Source organism: Fervidobacterium riparium (genome assembly GCF_025370035.1).
GTDB lineage: Bacteria > Thermotogota > Thermotogae > Thermotogales > Fervidobacteriaceae > Fervidobacterium > Fervidobacterium gondwanense.
Genome location: NZ_CP009277.1, coordinates 535,001 through 552,252 on the forward strand (window position 1 = coordinate 535,001; position 17,252 = coordinate 552,252).

The window sequence follows — 17,252 nt, forward strand, 5'->3', positions numbered from 1 at the left end:
AGGCTACGGATGTCTTCTCCCCATATTGCATATCTTGATGGAGTTGCCTTGCATTCTTCATCACATGAGTCAAAAATCGCTCTTTCTAGTCTGTCCATGCACATTCTTTCACTGTCGTGTTCTTTTACTCTTGTGATTACTACGGGATCATTTCTGTTGTTAAAATTATAAAAGTTTATTACAGCCCGCATCAATGATTGTATTTGAGCCAATCTTTATCAGCCCTTTCATCTTAACAATCAATTATAATCAGTTTTCACTGATAAATATGTTTCAGACTGTTGGTAAGGATAAATCACTTCAAAATTCACATCATGGCTGTTTTTCATGTATACTACATTTAAATTCATCGCAATATCCTAAACCATCATCAAATTCCTTAATCTTTCCCTTTGTGCAGCACTTAGGTATACCATTTTCGTCATGTTTGCAAAACCAGCAAAAATCGCAAACTGGATCACAAACGGGGTCATTACAGATATACATTCTAATCCTCCTTCAACTTAATGTAGTTGCCTGGCAATGCTTCAAACATATCAGGGTAATGCCCGCACCTTGCCCTTATCTGTGTATATTCCGCCTTACTGCCATCCTTTTTTAAATACAGCCTACGCTTATATATCTCATCGGCAAGTTCAGCTGCATGCATCGTCTTGTTTTCTGCCTCAGATAAAACAATTCTCATGGCTTCATGAAGTGTATAGTTCGGCATCTCTTGCATGCCAATTCCTGCATCACTTAAATGGTTTTCATCATATTTTAAGACTATATAAATCGGCTTATTATCTTTAAGCAGAACGACTTTTCCGTTTTTATCAACTACAGAGAACACATGGTCTATATTGGTTTTCAATGAATCAAAGGGAATTAAGCTGTCTATTCTAATATCCATAATTCACCACCTCATTACAATTATATATGAAAATTATTTATTTGTCTATATTTGTTTATACATTTGTATAAAACAAATATGCCGCCAATTAAGAAGGTTTCCTCCTCAACTGGCGGCAATCTTATTACAACCTTATAAGTTTATTTCTATTTCTAACCCTGACTTAAACTCTACCACTAGCCTGTCATTATATACAGTTGCCTTTTCAATTAGTTTTCTAACCAGTTTATCATCAAATTCCGTAATACCACCGGTTTGCATATTAAGGAAGTCCGTCATCTCAGCGATCCGATCCCGCTTATCTTGACGGAGAGCGTTTCTTGAAAGGGTTTCTTGCCTTAAGTCCCGTAAGCGGTAAATCTCATTGACAATATTATCATATGCTTCCTTTGAATTTGCCAATTGGATCAACTCGGCTTGAAGCTCTTCCAGCCTTTTATCAATATCTGCCGTACTCTCGTCCAAATCCTCGTTTAATACGGTTTCAATATTCTTTTTCAGTATGGCCAGGAAAGAGTTTTTCCCGCTGACGGCTATATTGATAGCTTCTACAATCTTCTCTTTGAGAGTATCTTCAAGTATAGTGGAAGCGGTACAAAACAAACCGGTGTTTTCCAATCTGCTGACGCATCTCCATACGATTGATTTCTTTCCTCGGTTATTCCAATGAACCCTGCGGAATACTTCATGACACTTGCCGCAGAACACCATTTGGGATAAGGGATGATTATTGCTGTAGTTTCTCTTCTTTCCGTTCTTACTTATATGCACACATCTTCTTTTGACAAGCTGTTCCTGCACCTGCATAAAGATTTCACGCGGGATTATAGGCTCATGGCTGTTTTCTACATAGTATTGTGGAACTATACCGTTATTGGGTACCCTTTTCTTCGATAAAAAATCTACCGTATAGGTTTTCTGCAGCAGCGCATCACCGATGTATTTTTCATTCCTCAAAATCTTATTGATAGTGCTGGTATGCCATCTGGGATTGCCCGCGCCTGTAAGAATTCCGTCAGCTTCCAGACCTCTTGCTATCTGCAGCATACTGGAACCTTCGAGGTATTCTCTATAAATGCGTTTAACAATTTCTGCTTCTTCTGGCACGATAACTAAATTACCGTCTTTATCCTTTGTATAGCCAAGAAACCGGTTGTGATTAATATGGATTTTCCCTTGCTGATATCGGTACTGAATACCCAGTTTTACATTCTGGCTTAACGATTGGCTTTCTTGCTGTGCCAAAGATGCCATAATTGTCAGCAGGATTTCCCCTTTGGAATCCAATGTGTTTATATTTTCCTTTTCAAAGTAAACCGGAATATTTTTTTCTTTAAGCTGCCTTATGTACTTTAGGCAGTCCAGCGTATTTCTTGCAAACCGGCTGATAGATTTCGTAATTATCATATCGATTTTGCCCTGCATGCATTCTTCTATCATCCGGTTAAATTCTTCACGCTTTTTTGTGTTAGTTCCGGTAATGCCTTCATCTGCAAATATACCGGCTAACTCCCATTCTGGATTGCTTTTAATGTAATTTGTATAATGCTCGATTTGTGCTTCATAACTGGTTGCCTGCTCCTCGCTGTCCGTAGAAACACGACAGTAAGCTGCTACCCGAAGCTTAGGCAATTCCTCAGCCTTTGCACTATTCCCAATTCGCTTACGAGCAGGAATTATCGTAACATTCCTGGTTGTCATCTAAAATCACCTCGCTCTTAATAGAACTATAAGCATACTCTGCCTGCTGAAATGGATCATCGTATAGATTATCTGGCATTGAAGCATGAAACCTAAAATTCAGGCATTTCTTTTCATTTCCTTTATGTTCATAAATCCTGCCAAGCGCCTTAGCTCGTCTGCGTCTTTCCAGTTGTGCTTTTTCGAATGTGTCCCTGCTGATAATTGGCGGATAGAATTTGTCTTCAACATACCGTTTATCTGTCAGCATTCTTGCAATAGATGTATGGCAGCGCTTAATACCTGCTTTTTGTGCCGCTTTGCTTAAAGAAAGCCCGGAAAGATAAGCCTCAAATAGTTTCTCAATCTTAACTGCTTCCTCTTCATTAACGACAGCCCTGCCGTTTTGAATGTTATATCCAAAAGGTATATGGCTCATCATTTCACCAGCCTTTCTCTTAAGTTCAACCCGCATTTCATTTTGAAACTTATTTCTTCTTGTGAAAACACAATGATTTCTTCAATAAAATCCTCAAATATTTTTCTATCGAATGCATCAATCTGCTTTTCAGTGTTATTGTCAATACCTTTTCCCCACTTTTGATAATATTTTTTCCCCACCTGTTTTCAAAAAAATTTAATTATCATTATCTAACTGATTTGACTCATTCTTGGAATCATCTGTTAAAGCTTTTATAGCCCCTTCCCGTTGTTTCATCCTATAACTTTCACCCTTGATAACTACAAAATGACAGTGATGTACAAATCTATCTAAAATTGCCGTTGCTAAGACTGGGTCATAAAATATCCTCGGCCACTCTTCAAATACCTTGTTTGTAGTTATTATTATTGATCCTCTCTCGTACCTCTTCGATATTATCTCATAAAAATCATCTACACTGCTTTGGTTAAATTTCCTTAAGCTTAGCTTATCTATTATCAACAGGTCCACATTAACATAGTTTTTTAACTTTTGTTGATACGAATTATCAGCTCTTGAAATATACAGCTCTTCTAACATCTCGTTTGCTGTGGTAAACAAAACTCTATATCCAAGTGCTACAGCTTTTAGTCCTATTGCTATTGCAAGGTGTGTTTTTCCTGTCCCTGGCGGTCCTATTGATGCACACATTTTCTTTCTTGCAGACAAATTCACAGGTCGCCAAATTGTATATAAACCTCTTATTAATTGAAGGCTGATAACTAAAATTGTATTCTTCTAATGTCTTGTGCCATGGAAACCTCGCTTTGCTTATCCTCTTTTGATTACTGTTTATTCTCCTGTTACTCACTTCATCGTTTATCAATATTTCAAAAAACTCTTGATAAGAAAAGTTATTCTTAATAGCTTCCTCTACTCTTAAATCAAAACTCTTTATTATCCCAGATAATTTCAAATCCCTTAGCTTCCCCAACAAAAGATCATTCATCTTTGCAATTCTCCTATCTTAAGCAATTTGTCATATTCCCTGATATCCCTGTAAAGCTCTGTTATTTCCTCATTGATATAGCTCTCATCTTCATACTCAGGCAAATCGCTTATCCCTTTTTCACATATATTCTTCACAACCTTGTAGCTCAATCCTCCAAATTTTAAAGCCCTCTTACACGCATTGTCCACTGCCTCTGCTCCATATCTCTCTTTTAGTGCTATTATCCCACTTATGCTTCTGTAATCATCATGTTAATGATAAAATAAAAATGTACTGAAAGTGGAATATAAGGATGTACAAAATTGTACATTGATATGATATCCTTTCTCATAGTGAGGAGGGATATCAAATGCAGAACTTAACAGCACATTTAAACATGATAAGGGCGATGAAAATGAAACCTAACTTTTCAGAACTTGCAAGAATATATGGGATAGACAGAAGAACAGTAAAAAAGTATTATGAGGGTTATGAAGGAAAACCTAAGAATAGAAATAAACCAAGTAAATTGGACAAATACTATGATGAGATAAAATCAAAGCTTGCTATCAAAGGAGTTACAGTCAAGGGTGTTTATGAGTATTTAAAATCAAAAGATGAGACAATAGGAACATACTCAAATTTCAATAAGTATGTTAAGAAAAAAGGATTAAAGCCAGAGAAGAAAGTAAAAGGTCACCCAAGATTTGAGACAGATCCAGGTGAGCAAGCGCAAGTTGATTGGAAAGAGAATATAAAGCTTGTCTCAAGAAATGGAGAGGAGTTTGTTATTAATGTTCTTGATTTTAAATTAGGTTATTCAAGATATTGCTGCTTTGAGATAAACAGGACAAAAACTCAAGAAGAATTAATAGAAAGTCTAATAAGAATATTCAAAGATATAGGCGGAGTACCTAAAGAGATTTTATTTGACAATGCAGCAGCAGTTGTTGATATAACAGGTGAGAAAATTAAAGTAAATTCAAGATTTAAAAGTTTTGCAAAAGACTTTGGGTTTGAAGTGAAACTGTGCAAACCAAGACATTCGTACACAAAAGGAAAAGTTGAAGCAGCAAACAAGTTTATATATTGGATACTGCCATATCAGGGTGAATTTGAAACAGAAGAGGACTTAGTAAGGATAATAAAAGAGATAAACGCAAAGGTCAATATGCAGCCAAATCAAACAACTCAAGTCCCACCTGCTCTTCTGTTTCAAAAAGAAAAAGAGTATTTACAACCCTTGCCAGACAAAAGGTTAATAGAGAGTTACCTAAATTCCTACAAGTCAGTTAAAGTCCAAAAGGACTCTCTGATTTACTACAAGGGAAGTAAATACTCTGTTCCACCCGAATACATAGGAAAGACAGTCCAAGTAAAGGAGGTGGAAAACAAAATTTATATTTATTATAACACAAACCTGTTAAGGATACATGTTATTGATGAAAAAAGTATCAATTATCACGATGAAGATTACAAACAGCTAATGCTAATGAGAGTTGGTCAAAAAGAAGAGCTTAACAAGATATGTGAGGAGAACCTAAAGAAATTTGATAATCTGTTGAAAAACTAAAGAAAGGAGAAAATCTAAAAATGAGCAACTATGTGAAACTACTTAACAACTTAGAAGAGTTAGGTCTTCACAACATAAAGAATAACCTTGACAAATACTTAGATTTAGTGGCAAGCGGAGAAAAGAGTATGACAGATGCATTATATGAACTTAGTAATTTAGAGATAAAAGCCAAAGAAGAAAGGGCGATATTAGGATGTGTGAGGGTGGCAAATTTCCCATTTATAAAAGGTATAGAAGATTTTGATTTTTCATTTCAGCCAAGTATAAACAAGCAACAGATAATGGACTTAATGAGTTTGAGATTTTTAGAGGGTAATGAAAATATACTATTTGTCGGAACACCAGGGGTAGGGAAAACGCATCTAGCCACAGCAATAGGTATAGAGTGTGCAAAACGAAGGTATTCAACATATTTTATACATTTTCAAGAGTTAATAGCTCAGCTAAAAAAAGCACTGTTAGAGAACAGATTAGAATACAGGCTTAAACATTTTTCAAAATATAAAGTTTTAATAATAGATGAGATAGGTTATTTGCCAATAGACAATGATGGAGCGAATTTATTTTTCCAGCTGATATCGAGCAGATATGAGAAGAGCAGTACAATAATAACAACTAATGTTGTATTCTCTGAATGGGGAGAGATATTTGGTGGAGCGACGATAGCAAATGCAATTTTGGATAGGCTACTCCATCATTCTTACGTGATTTTCATAAAAGGTCCTTCATACAGATTGCAGTCAAAAACAGCATATTTTAGCAACACAAACCAGCAAAACTAAGTTTATTTTTTGTACATTTTTATTTTCGATTTTTTGTTCATTTTGATATTGACATTTACAGTAGGAGATGATAAAATAATATAAACAAGATTTAAAAGGAGGTATAAACCAATGGGAAAAGTTACATTTAAGGCTGAAGGAAAATGGCTTGGTAACCTCAAAGTAGAGGCAAAAATTAGAAACAAATTCACCATTAACATGGATGAGCCACCTTCCCTTGGAGGAGAGGATACCGCTCCCAATCCAGTGGAAGTAGTATTAGCAGCCCTTATTGGATGCTTAGGAATCGTAATACCAGTGGTAGCTAAAGAGAAAAATATCCCTCTTCAGAATGTAGAGATTCATACAGAAGGTGACCTTGATCCAAGAGGATTTATGGGAGATCCCAATGTAAGAGCGGGATATGATGAGGTAAGAGTAAAGATTAAGATTGAAGCTTCCGTAGATAGGACAAAAATTGAAGAGCTTATGAAAGAAGTAGAAAGAAGATGTCCAGTATCGGATATCATTAAGAATCCTGTAAACTTAAAGATATCCTTAGAATAATTTAAGCATTAACAAGAACTTTATAAAGTTCCCTTCTATGGGTATAAATGATAATACTAAAATTGGCTAAATAGAAATATAAAATATAAATATCCCCTGTAAAAACTTTATAAATTACAAAGGGAATCAAACACAAAAAACCATAAAATACCTTGAGAGCATCCTCTTCGGGGGATGCTCCGTGCCATTTTGCCAGATTAAATATAAACATGGAAAGACCCAAAAAGAGTGGTCTTTGTAGACCAGTTACTACTGTCCAAGCCCCAAAAGAAACTGAAATAGCCTTTCCTCCTTTTCCTCCAAGAAAGGGAGAAAAAACATGACCCAATATTCCTGCCAAAGCAGCTGTAGTGATTACAAACCTATCTCTTAGATCCCTATATTTTATAAACCAAAAGAGAGGAAATATCCCTTTAAGATAATCAAGAAGTACTCCTAATATTCCAATTTTCCAATTGGTAGAGATCCATAGATTATATGCTCCAGGATTACCATCCCTTACCTTTGTTAAATCTATATTAAGAAGCTTAGCTATAAAATAAGAATACATCATGGATCCAGAAAGAAACTGAAGAAAAATTATCATTAAACTATCCCACATTTATTTTTCTCCCCTTCCATGAAACAGATTTTAAAAAGGAGCCTTTCACTGTGGAATAGATAAGTACAAAGAGGAAAAAAAGAAAATGTAAAGGATAAAGTAAGGAATCTAAAACGTTATAATCTCCAAGTTTTCTTGTAAATATATAGAGCTGAAAAACAAAAAGTAGATAAAAAATATTAAAAACACCATCATAAAAAGAGCTTCCTAAAATTCCATAAAACCAAGCTAAAAGATACAAAACCTTTTTAAGACTCAAAGAAGATATAGCTTGAGAAGTATTCTTTGTAAATCCCTCCAATAAATCCCAAAAACCTCCAGGATACATCCTAAATCTTACATGCTCTCCTCCAAGAAGATTTGTAACATTTATTCCCTTTTTCATACAAAGATTCCCAAAATAAAAATCCTCCACTACCTTATCCCTTATCTCCAAATGTCCCCCAACTTTCTCATAATCTTTTCTGGATATGAGCATTACTGGTCCATAGGCACCTTCTTTCCCTAAGGAAGACATGGTAATAACCGCCCCAAGATTAAATATAAAATTCAAGTGTTCATAAAATTTTTCAAATCTTTGATAAGGCCAACAAGATACTAATCCTTTATATCTCTCATAGCTTTCTAAAAGCACTTCTATAAAATCTTCCCTTGGCTCTACATCAGCATCAAGAAATAAAAGTAGATCTCCTCCTGACTCCAAATATCCATTCCATATTGCCCAATTCTTTCCTACCCATCCTTCTGGTGGATCCTCATGTAAAGATATCACCTTCACATTAAATTTTCTTGCTACCTCTTCTGTGTTGTCCTCAGAATTGTCATTTACAACTATGATTTCATATGGTTTATAGGTTTGTTTCTCAAGAAGGGAAAGAAGTTTAGGAAGATTTCTTTCTTCATTTCTTGCTGGGATAATTACCGATATCTTATAGTCTTTTAAATTTTGATCTTCCCTCCTGAGAAACCTAAGAGTCTTGTAATATAACCAGCCTATCCCCCAAGAGAAAAGATAAATTATATCTCTCATAACAGAAATATTATAAATTATAAATGAATAAAATTACAAGGACAGATAAATTTTAAAAACTTTTCTATCACTCCCCTCCATAATAAGCAGTAAATCTTGCTCTTGGAAAGCATAATGATATTCCATGGATATTGTAAGGATGATAAGGACAGAGGTTTATCTTTACTTATCTCTTCATACTGGTGCTTATCTCCATACCTATTTACAACATTCCTATTTTTCTCTTGCCATCTTTTTATAATTATTATAAAATTTATAATATGAAAAATAGGGGTTTTACTTTATTAGAAATCTTAGTTGCCCTTTTCATAATTGGTATTTTGGTTGCTATAGCAACACCCCTATATTTTGATGCCATTAGACAGGCAAAAAGAAATGCTCAACTTGAAAACATGAGAATTATAAAAACTTCTTTAGAACTATATTATTTAAAAAACCATTCATATCCTGACGGAGGATCTGATCATACAGGAGATGCCTGGGCTTTTACCACATATTTTTTCAATAATCCTCAATATTTTCCTGAACCCTTAATATGCCCATATAATAATAGACCATATAGTGTGATTTTTTGGCAGGATGATTATACTGATTGGGATAGCATTTGGGACTGGATAGAAAGCACAAAAAACTATCACATTATATATTATAGAACTGATAAACCCACTAAGGATTACGCCCTTACCTATTACTCCCGTTGATTAAAAACCAAAAAGTATAGTAAGATAACTAAATAGGTAAATTTTGCATATAAGGAGGGATTTTTGTGCCCAAAGTATTAATCCTATATGATAGTGTTTCTGGAAACACAAAGAAGATGGCAGAAGAAATTGAAAAAGGTGTAAAAGAAGTAGAAGGTGTAGAAGTTACATTAAAATATGTGGATGATGCAAAACCTGAAGATCTTTTAATTTATGATGGAATTATAGTGGGATCCCCTGCCTATTGTGGTACCCTTACATGGAAACTTAAAAAGTTCTTTGATGAAAGTGTTAGTGTAGCTTGGGGAAAAGTAAAGGGGAAAATTGGATCCGCCTTTTCCTCTTCTGGAGGACTTGGGGGAGGAAATGAAGCTACTTTATATTCCATACTAACCATACTTATGAATTATGGATACTTAGTATTTGGACTTCCTGATTATTCAGCACCAGGTGTGACCGCCCATTATGGAGCAGTCTCTGTAGGATATCCCAAGGAGGCAGAACAAAAGGCATGTAGACTTCTTGGTAAACAGATGGCAGAATATGTGAAGATGATAAATTGTGGAAAGGAGAAATAAAAAATGAAGGTAAAATTTTTATTAAGTCCTATAGCTTATGATGTAGAAAATAAATTAAGAGAAGCAAAAGAATACTTTGGGAAATATAGACCCTGGCCAAAGTGGGATGTGAAATTGGAGGGATGAGTTAACAAATAAAAAAGAGAGTTAACAAAAAGGGGGAACCGTGCCAAAATTGTATCGAACACCAATCAATACGAAAGGAGGCACAGTTCCCCGTGATCAAAGTTATTATACCAGAAAAATCATTAGAAGCTATTGCGAAAATTGTCTTTAAGAGGTCAAGGAGGATGTTTACGAGGAAATATTCGGATTTAGACATATTAAGAGTCATCATTGCAATGTGTTTGACGAAATGTCAGTATGTGAGGGAGTTCTACGATGAAGTCAAGAGAGGGAATATCTATTATCCATACAAGTTACCAACTCGGCAGACGTTAACGTATCGGATGAAATATATAGACAAAGCGAAGATATCAGGAATAATGAAGAAGGTAGCAGGGAGCATACTTGCGATAGATTCGAGCGAGTTGAGAAATAAGAAAGAGAGATTGCATGCGTTGTACAACAGCAAAGAGAAAGTAGTAGTGGACTTCGAGGTAAGTGAGAGGCGAGAATGGGACGTAGGGATAGAAATGACGAAAGGGTGCAAAGGTAGTTTAATAATAGGAGACAGGGGATATCACGTTAAAAAGTTCAGGGCAGAAGGGGAAGGAGAAAAGATAATCAGGCCGAGGGGAAAAGCTGGTGAAGAATTCATGAAAAGTGAGCTGATGAGGGCGATATACAGGAAGAGGTGGGAGATAGAGTACTATTTTGAAAGGTTGAAACTGGGATTAGTGATAGAGAAGATAAACAAAGCGACGTTGTTTACGAAGTTAACGATAAGGTTAATTGGGCAGGAGTTAACATACTTGATAGGGATGCTGAAGAAACAACCGAAGCTATACACAGTTCTGTTCACTTAGATTTTACATTGGCCAGGGTGACTTTGGGAAATATATTACTCTGGAAGAAAGTGAAGATCCTGAGGCTTTAATATTACTCACAGGAGTCAACTATGTAAAATTAAATTTTGAGTAGAAGACGAAAATGTATGATCGATGTTGAATTTCTCGCGCTTTTTCATCATAGCAAATATCGTCCTTAGCAATTTGTGCGCTACACTCATCATCGCTTTTTTGTATACTAACCCTTGCGCTCGTTTTCTTTGAAAATATGCTTTAAAATATTCGTTGTGTCTCACTACATTCACACTCATCAGCCAAATTATTCGTCTCAGGTGTGCATTGCCCCTTTTGGATATACGGCTTTCTCCTTTGTGTTTGCCTGATTCATCTACGCTTGGGTCAAGCCCACAATAGGCAATTAGTTTTTTGTATGTGCTAAATCTTGAAATATCGCCAACTTCGGCAAGAAAATACAGTGCGCTATTTTCACCAATTCCGTCAATGGACGTGAGTATTTCAACATCTTGATTAAGCGAAGCACATTTGCAATATTCTTTGAGCATCTCATCAAACTCATTAAGTTGCTGTTGTAAAAATCGAAGTTCCTTGATAGTTTGAATAAGAATCTTCTCTTTCACTGGCCAATACTGAGCGATGGAGTTGTTAGCAAGCTCTTTAAGAGTTTCTGGGGTAAGTTTTAACTTTCTACCGATTGTTTTTGAAAAGAAAACACGTAGAGAATCAATGGAGGCTTTTTGGATAGCTTTAGCAGAAGGGAAAGAAGAAAGCAAATCCAAGATAGCATCATTGTAGATGTTGGTCACTTTTTCAAGTTCAGGGAAGAGGAGAGAAAGAAGCTTTTCGATGTCGTTTTTGACTCTTGAGATTTGATGAGTGATGCTTTCCTTTTTCCTTGCAATATCCCGAAAATCTGAGTTGAGGAAAGAAGAAGTAGGAAGAATGTGATGGGTATAGAAGATGGTAAGAGCAATAGAGCGAGCATCGATTTTGTCAGTTTTAGTTTTCCTAAGCCCAACGGGAAGAGATTTGTTAACAAGCAAAGGATTAAGAACGACACAAGAGAAATCATTGAGAGAGAGGAAAGAAAGAAGGTTAAGATGGTAACAGCCAGTAGACTCCATAGCGATAAGGACAGAAGACTTAGGGAAAACGGAGAGCTTTTGAACAAAGGAGGAAAACCCTTGTTTGGACATATCGAAAGCAGATTCGAAGATGATAGAATTAGGATTTTGGATAGCACAGGCGTTGAACTTATGCTTGGAGATGTCAATACCGACAAAGATGGAGAAGTTTTGAGACATACTAAAACCTCCTTTCGATTGAATAGGTTAAAAGGCGAGGGCAGGGGCCTGCTGAACCAAACCTCCAGTGTGACGAGGGTTAAAAACCCAACCAACTTATCATGGTTAAAGGCAGGCGACAGACTCCTGTAATGGCTTGAAAGCCAAGGGACACTAAGTCGTCCTGCCCTGCCTATTTTTTGACTAAAATATTTATACCATACTTTTACGTAGGAGGAGATCCATTAGTAAGATTTGATGAGTTGTTAAAATTTATGAGCATTGCTTCTAAATATAAATTTGACTTCTTTCTCATCACGAATGGAATGTTATTAAATGAAGACAGGATTTCTATTTTAAATAAATATCCTATACAGATTTTACTTCAAATTGTTGGTAATAATATTGAATATAACCGCAAAATTAGCTGGAAAATCCATTTGTTAAAAAAATATAATATCCCTTTTCAAGTGGTGCTTAATCTTCCAAATGAATTTATTTTAGACCAAACAAATAAAGAGGGGGTTATTTGGAATTTTCCATATAAAAATAAGTTATATTCAATTCAAAATAATATTATAAAACCAACTATTTACAATTATTTCATGAACCCTAACAAATGTCTCCAATTCAAAATGTACTTGTCTCCAGAAGGATGTATATATCCATGCATAGCTTTCTATAAACAATGTGAGTATAATTTTGGTTCTCTTACTGAAGATATAAGAGTTTCTCAGCTGATAATTAAATTGGAAAAAGTTTGGGATGACAGAACTTTGGAAAATCCAATATGCAAAGACTGTATTCTGAATAATTTTTGTTTATCATGTGTAGTACTCAAAAATAAACTCATTGAGTTTGATAAATGTAACTTGAAAGATATTATGAAATGATGGAATAAAAAATAAATGTAAATGGTATCTCAAGAAGAAGTCAATTTATACATAGTTTTTTCGAGGGTAATGGATAGCTACACAATGCTTTAAGGATAATATTAAAAATGCGACTTTTTGTTTAGGGTAAAATAAGAATGGACGAAGTTGAAAAGGAAAAATCTTTAGACTTGCAAAGGGTTATTATAGGCACCCATAAATTATCCTTGTAGTTAGAGAAAACTTAACTGCAAGGAAGAAATAGAGGATGCTCACAATGACCCAAATAGATGATATCAGAAATGCGTTCTTTTTTAAAGGGTTAAATATCAGTGAAATAGCAAGGAAATTTAAAGTTGACCGAAAAACAGCATTACGGTTTTGCTTTTTATGTCTCTTTTTAATTTAAAAGTTTCTATTGTTTTCTATTTACTTTTCGTTTTAATTTAGCCAAAAAGCAGAACTAGCAAAAATCATTATATTATCTCCTAATGCATTTGCAGTATATTTTTTATTAATTTTTCTTTTAATTTCAAACTATCTTTCTTATTGTGAAAAATATTGGTAATTTGGTATAATTTTAACATAAGGTTATAATTATGCATGTTGGGAGGAATTTGTATGAAAAAATTCTTTTGGTTGTTAGGCTTTCTCGGTTTTCTTGGTTTTTTAGGATTTTTTAAATCTTATATGTATTTTGCATTTTTTGCTTTTTTCTCTAACTTTTTTACTAGTCGATATATTAACATTTTACAGGATAAACAACTTCAAAACAAAATGGCAGAAGCTCACTCGATCAGTTTTGTTGTGACTAGTTTTTTCTTATCATTCATGTTAATAATGCTGATATTCAACGTAAGTTATGAGATTTTTAAAGCTACATTTTGCATTGTTTTTGCTTTAATATTTATCATAGATTCGTACTTACTTTATAGGCACCACGAGAAACTAACAAGAAATAAGACTTAAACTTCTATTTCCCTAGTCCCTAATAGGCATCACTAATTGGTACATAATTAACCCAGAGGAAACGAAAAGAGATTGGCCCATCACATGTCGGAATATTTCTATGATTTAGATTACACTTTAAAGGATCGAAGGGAAATAGGAAACGTTTGGAGAAAGTCTATTAAGTTGTAAATGTCAATATCAAAATGAACAAAAAATCGAAAATAAAAATGTACAAAAAATAAACTTAGTTTTGCTGGTTTGTGTTGCTAAAATATACTGTTTTTGACTGCAATCTGTATGAAGGACCTTTTATGAAAATCACGTAAGAATGATGGAGTAGCCTATCCAAAATTGCATTTGCTATCGTCGCTCCACCAAATATCTCTCCCCACTCTGAAAATACAACATTAGTTGTTATTATTGTGCTGCTCTTCTCATATCTGCTTGATATCAGCTGGAAAAATAAATTCGCTCCATCATTGTCTATTGGCAAATAACCTATCTCATCTATTATTAAAACTTTGTATTTCGAAAAATGCTTAAGTCTGTACTCTAATCTGTTCTCTAACAGTGCTTTTTTTAGCTGAGCTATTAACTCTTGAAAATGTATAAAATATGTTGAATACCTTCGTTTTGCACACTCTATACCTATTGCTGTGGCTAGATGCGTTTTCCCTACCCCTGGTGTTCCGACAAATAGTATATTTTCATTACCCTCTAAAAATCTCAAACTCATTAAGTCCATTATCTGTTGCTTGTTTATACTTGGCTGAAATGAAAAATCAAAATCTTCTATACCTTTTATAAATGGGAAATTTGCTACCCTCACACATCCTAATATAGCCCTTTCTTCTTTGGCTTTTATCTCTAAGTTGCTAAGTTCATACAATGCATCTGTCATACTCTTTTCTCCGCTTGCCACTAAATCTAAGTATTTGTCAAGATTATTCTTTATGTTGTGAAGACCTAACTCTTCTAAGTTGTTAAGTAGTTTCACATAGTTGCTCATTTTTAGATTTTCTCCTTTCTTTAGTTTTTCAACAGATTATCAAATTTCTTTAGGTTCTCCTCACATATCTTGTTAAGCTCTTCTTTTTGACCAACTCTCATTAGCATTAGCTGTTTGTAATCTTCATCGTGATAATTGATACTTTTTTCATCAATAACATGTATCCTTAACAGGTTTGTGTTATAATAAATATAAATTTTGTTTTCCACCTCCTTTACTTGGACTGTCTTTCCTATGTATTCGGGTGGAACAGAGTATTTACTTCCCTTGTAGTAAATCAGAGAGTCCTTTTGGACTTTAACTGACTTGTAGGAATTTAGGTAACTCTCTATTAACCTTTTGTCTGGCAAGGGTTGTAAATACTCTTTTTCTTTTTGAAACAGAAGAGCAGGTGGGACTTGAGTTGTTTGATTTGGCTGCATATTGACCTTTGCGTTTATCTCTTTTATTATCCTTACTAAGTCCTCTTCTGTTTCAAATTCACCCTGATATGGCAGTATCCAATATATAAACTTGTTTGCTGCTTCAACTTTTCCTTTTGTGTACGAATGTCTTGGTTTGCACAGTTTCACTTCAAACCCAAAGTCTTTTGCAAAACTTTTAAATCTTGAATTTACTTTAATTTTCTCACCTGTTATATCAACAACTGCTGCTGCATTGTCAAATAAAATCTCTTTAGGTACTCCGCCTATATCTTTGAATATTCTTATTAGACTTTCTATTAATTCTTCTTGAGTTTTTGTCCTGTTTATCTCAAAGCAGCAATATCTTGAATAACCTAATTTAAAATCAAGAACATTAATAACAAACTCCTCTCCATTTCTTGAGACAAGCTTTATATTCTCTTTCCAATCAACTTGCGCTTGCTCACCTGGATCTGTCTCAAATCTTGGGTGACCTTTTACTTTCTTCTCTGGCTTTAATCCTTTTTTCTTAACATACTTATTGAAATTTGAGTATGTTCCTATTGTCTCATCTTTTGATTTTAAATACTCATAAACACCCTTGACTGTAACTCCTTTGATAGCAAGCTTTGATTTTATCTCATCATAGTATTTGTCCAATTTACTTGGTTTATTTCTATTCTTAGGTTTTCCTTCATAACCCTCATAATACTTTTTTACTGTTCTTCTGTCTATCCCATATATTCTTGCAAGTTCTGAAAAGTTAGGTTTCATTTTCATCGCCCTTATCATGTTTAAATGTGCTGTTAAGTTCTGCATTTGATATCCCTCCTCACTATGAGAAAGGATATCATATCAATGTACAATTTTGTACATCCTTATATTCCACTTTCAGTACATTTTTATTTTATCATTAACAAACGGTGCATTAAACATACTCAAAAAGGTATCTCCAAGCTCCGTAAATGGAGTAGGAGTAGGGGCTTTGGCCAACCCAATGCGGTTAAGGTTAGTAAGCTAACATACCGCATAAAGAATCCTCGCATTTTAATGCGGGGAGTAGGTCAACAGGTTTTCTCTCGTCATGAATATTTTTTGGTCCGTCTAAAGTAACTTGTATTTGAGAAATATTATAATTTTTCAATAAAGGAATGTAACTTTCCAGATGTACACCATTTGTAACAATTTCTATACTGTAATTTTTTGTGCTTGCGGTATCTAAGGTTTGTTTTAATCGCTGATATAAAAATTTATTTCTAATTAATGGTTCTCCACCAAAAAGGACAATTTCTACTTTTTCATGATTGTTCTCAAGTTTTAAAAACTCAATAGTATCAAACATTCTTTGAATAACAATCTCTTTAGCTATTTTTTTGGAGCGACTTATGTTTTGAAAACAATATTTGCATCTCAGATTACAATCATAGCTCAATATGAGATGTACCCTAAGTGGCTTTTTCATCTGTTTAATAAAATTGCTTAATTTTTTATGAAGTTTTTCTTCTTCTGAAACATCAAAAAATATATAACCTCTATCTGACAACATTTTTAAAAACTCGTAATTTTTGCTCTTTTTGTTTTTTACTAAATTCCACTCTTGTATAAATTGTTCATCCGCTATTTTATCTAAAGAACCACTTAACGGATTAATAAGATAAATGCAGTTTTCTACATTAAATTCTATAGTGTTCTCACTTATATAGTATTGCATCATCTCTTCCTCCTTGTATTTTATGAGAGAATATTGATTTAAAATGGAACCTGCGTAAAATACGCAGGTTCCTGTGTAAAAAAACGAATTATTTTGTTAACTCTGATTTACAATATGGCGAACAGATTAGACCACAACCGCCAAATATTCGATCTTTAATTTCGAACTCTTCTGTTTGTAACCAATTATACTTAACGACTGAATACATCTTATCCCTCCTTTCTATATTTTATTTATCCCCACCGGCAGGGTATGA

Annotated in this window: 18 protein-coding genes and 2 pseudogenes (1 of these 20 cut by a window edge); 8 read left to right on the plus strand and 12 right to left on the minus strand. The window is 34.3% G+C overall.

Going from position 1 to position 17,252, the window contains the following annotated elements:
- The 6 genes and pseudogenes from IB67_RS02360 to IB67_RS02385 all read right to left on the minus strand — a co-directional run.
- On the minus strand, window positions 1-98 hold the start of the coding sequence (locus tag IB67_RS02360; protein ID WP_498875415.1) for a hypothetical protein. It extends 262 nt beyond the left edge of the window; only the first 98 of its 360 coding nucleotides appear in the window; its start codon is at window positions 96-98; the stop codon falls past the left edge of the window.
- 389 nt (window positions 99-487) lie between these two features.
- Window positions 488-892 (minus strand): hypothetical protein, encoded by a 405-nt coding sequence (locus IB67_RS02365; protein WP_498875416.1) that lies wholly within the window; start codon window positions 890-892, stop codon window positions 488-490.
- A 132-nt stretch (window positions 893-1,024) separates the two neighbouring features.
- Entirely contained in the window at window positions 1,025-2,593 is a 1,569-nt protein-coding gene (locus tag IB67_RS02370; protein WP_498875417.1) for a recombinase family protein, read from the minus strand.
- Entirely contained in the window at window positions 2,556-3,047 is a 492-nt protein-coding gene (locus tag IB67_RS02375; protein WP_498875418.1) for a recombinase family protein, read from the minus strand. The genes IB67_RS02370 and IB67_RS02375 overlap by 38 nt, the downstream gene beginning before the upstream one ends.
- 162 nt (window positions 3,048-3,209) lie before the next feature.
- Window positions 3,210-4,002 (minus strand): annotated as a pseudogene (gene istB / locus IB67_RS02380) (IS21-like element ISCsa9 family helper ATPase IstB).
- Window positions 3,999-4,250, minus strand: a pseudogene (locus IB67_RS02385) (IS21 family transposase); the annotation flags it as partial. The pseudogenes IB67_RS02385 and istB (IB67_RS02380), both read right to left, overlap by 4 nt.
- Before the next feature lie 104 nt (window positions 4,251-4,354).
- On the opposite strand from IB67_RS02385, the gene istA (IB67_RS02390) reads away from it, so the two are divergent.
- The 3 genes from istA (IB67_RS02390) to IB67_RS02400 all read left to right on the plus strand — a co-directional run bounded on the left by istA (IB67_RS02390) (window position 4,355) and on the right by IB67_RS02400 (window position 6,888).
- Window positions 4,355-5,557 (plus strand): IS21 family transposase, encoded by a 1,203-nt coding sequence (gene istA / locus IB67_RS02390; protein WP_214496180.1) that lies wholly within the window; start codon window positions 4,355-4,357, stop codon window positions 5,555-5,557.
- A gap of 20 nt (window positions 5,558-5,577) precedes the next feature.
- Window positions 5,578-6,342, plus strand: a complete 765-nt coding sequence (istB, locus tag IB67_RS02395; RefSeq protein WP_014043191.1) for an IS21-like element ISCbe3 family helper ATPase IstB — start codon at window positions 5,578-5,580, stop codon at window positions 6,340-6,342.
- A gap of 111 nt (window positions 6,343-6,453) precedes the next feature.
- A complete protein-coding gene (locus IB67_RS02400; RefSeq protein ID WP_372590151.1) occupies window positions 6,454-6,888 on the plus strand; it encodes an OsmC family protein in 435 nt (144 codons plus the stop codon).
- A 1-nt stretch (window position 6,889) separates the two neighbouring features.
- Here the strand turns inward: IB67_RS02400 and IB67_RS02405 are convergent, their stop codons facing one another.
- Window positions 6,890-7,489: a glycerol-3-phosphate acyltransferase gene (locus tag IB67_RS02405; RefSeq protein ID WP_498875419.1), complete on the minus strand. Its 600-nt coding sequence runs from the start codon at window positions 7,487-7,489 to the stop codon at window positions 6,890-6,892.
- Window positions 7,479-8,519, minus strand: coding sequence for a glycosyltransferase family 2 protein (locus IB67_RS02410; protein WP_372590149.1), 1,041 nt, complete (start codon window positions 8,517-8,519; stop codon window positions 7,479-7,481). The genes IB67_RS02405 and IB67_RS02410 overlap by 11 nt, the downstream gene beginning before the upstream one ends.
- Before the next feature lie 260 nt (window positions 8,520-8,779).
- On the opposite strand from IB67_RS02410, the gene IB67_RS02415 reads away from it, so the two are divergent.
- The 4 genes from IB67_RS02415 (at window position 8,780) to IB67_RS02430 (ending at window position 10,766) form a co-directional block, all read left to right on the plus strand.
- Window positions 8,780-9,220 carry a type II secretion system protein gene (locus IB67_RS02415; RefSeq protein WP_372590148.1) on the plus strand — a complete coding sequence of 147 codons (441 nt, stop codon included), beginning with the start codon at window positions 8,780-8,782 and terminating at the stop codon, window positions 9,218-9,220.
- Window positions 9,221-9,285: 65 nt separating this feature from the next.
- Window positions 9,286-9,798, plus strand: a complete 513-nt coding sequence (locus tag IB67_RS02420; protein ID WP_148805294.1) for a flavodoxin family protein — start codon at window positions 9,286-9,288, stop codon at window positions 9,796-9,798.
- A 3-nt stretch (window positions 9,799-9,801) separates the two neighbouring features.
- On the plus strand, window positions 9,802-9,924 hold the full coding sequence (locus tag IB67_RS02425; protein WP_498875420.1) for a hypothetical protein: 123 nt from the start codon (window positions 9,802-9,804) through the stop codon (window positions 9,922-9,924).
- Between the two features lie 92 nt (window positions 9,925-10,016).
- Window positions 10,017-10,766, plus strand: a complete 750-nt coding sequence (locus tag IB67_RS02430; RefSeq protein ID WP_498875164.1) for a transposase — start codon at window positions 10,017-10,019, stop codon at window positions 10,764-10,766.
- A gap of 86 nt (window positions 10,767-10,852) precedes the next feature.
- On the opposite strand, the gene IB67_RS02435 is transcribed toward IB67_RS02430, so the two are convergent.
- The gene (locus tag IB67_RS02435; RefSeq protein ID WP_014450884.1) at window positions 10,853-12,070 is read right to left on the minus strand and encodes an IS110 family RNA-guided transposase; all 1,218 of its coding nucleotides are present in this window, start codon (window positions 12,068-12,070) and stop codon (window positions 10,853-10,855) included.
- A 254-nt stretch (window positions 12,071-12,324) separates the two neighbouring features.
- Here IB67_RS02435 and IB67_RS02440 point away from each other — a divergent pair, with 254 nt between their 5' ends.
- Complete coding sequence (locus IB67_RS02440) at window positions 12,325-12,942, plus strand: radical SAM protein (protein ID WP_498875421.1); 618 nt, start codon at window positions 12,325-12,327, stop codon at window positions 12,940-12,942.
- Window positions 12,943-14,116: 1,174 nt separating this feature from the next.
- Here the strand turns inward: IB67_RS02440 and istB (IB67_RS02445) are convergent.
- The 3 genes from istB (IB67_RS02445) to IB67_RS02455 all read right to left on the minus strand — a co-directional run bounded on the left by istB (IB67_RS02445) (window position 14,117) and on the right by IB67_RS02455 (window position 16,996).
- Window positions 14,117-14,881, minus strand: a complete 765-nt coding sequence (gene istB / locus IB67_RS02445; RefSeq protein ID WP_014451263.1) for an IS21-like element ISCbe3 family helper ATPase IstB — start codon at window positions 14,879-14,881, stop codon at window positions 14,117-14,119.
- A gap of 20 nt (window positions 14,882-14,901) precedes the next feature.
- On the minus strand, window positions 14,902-16,104 hold the full coding sequence (gene istA / locus IB67_RS02450) for an IS21 family transposase (protein ID WP_214496180.1): 1,203 nt from the start codon (window positions 16,102-16,104) through the stop codon (window positions 14,902-14,904).
- 190 nt (window positions 16,105-16,294) lie between these two features.
- Window positions 16,295-16,996, minus strand: a complete 702-nt coding sequence (locus IB67_RS02455) for a radical SAM protein (protein WP_498875422.1) — start codon at window positions 16,994-16,996, stop codon at window positions 16,295-16,297.
- Window positions 16,997-17,252: the final 256 nt, after the last annotated feature.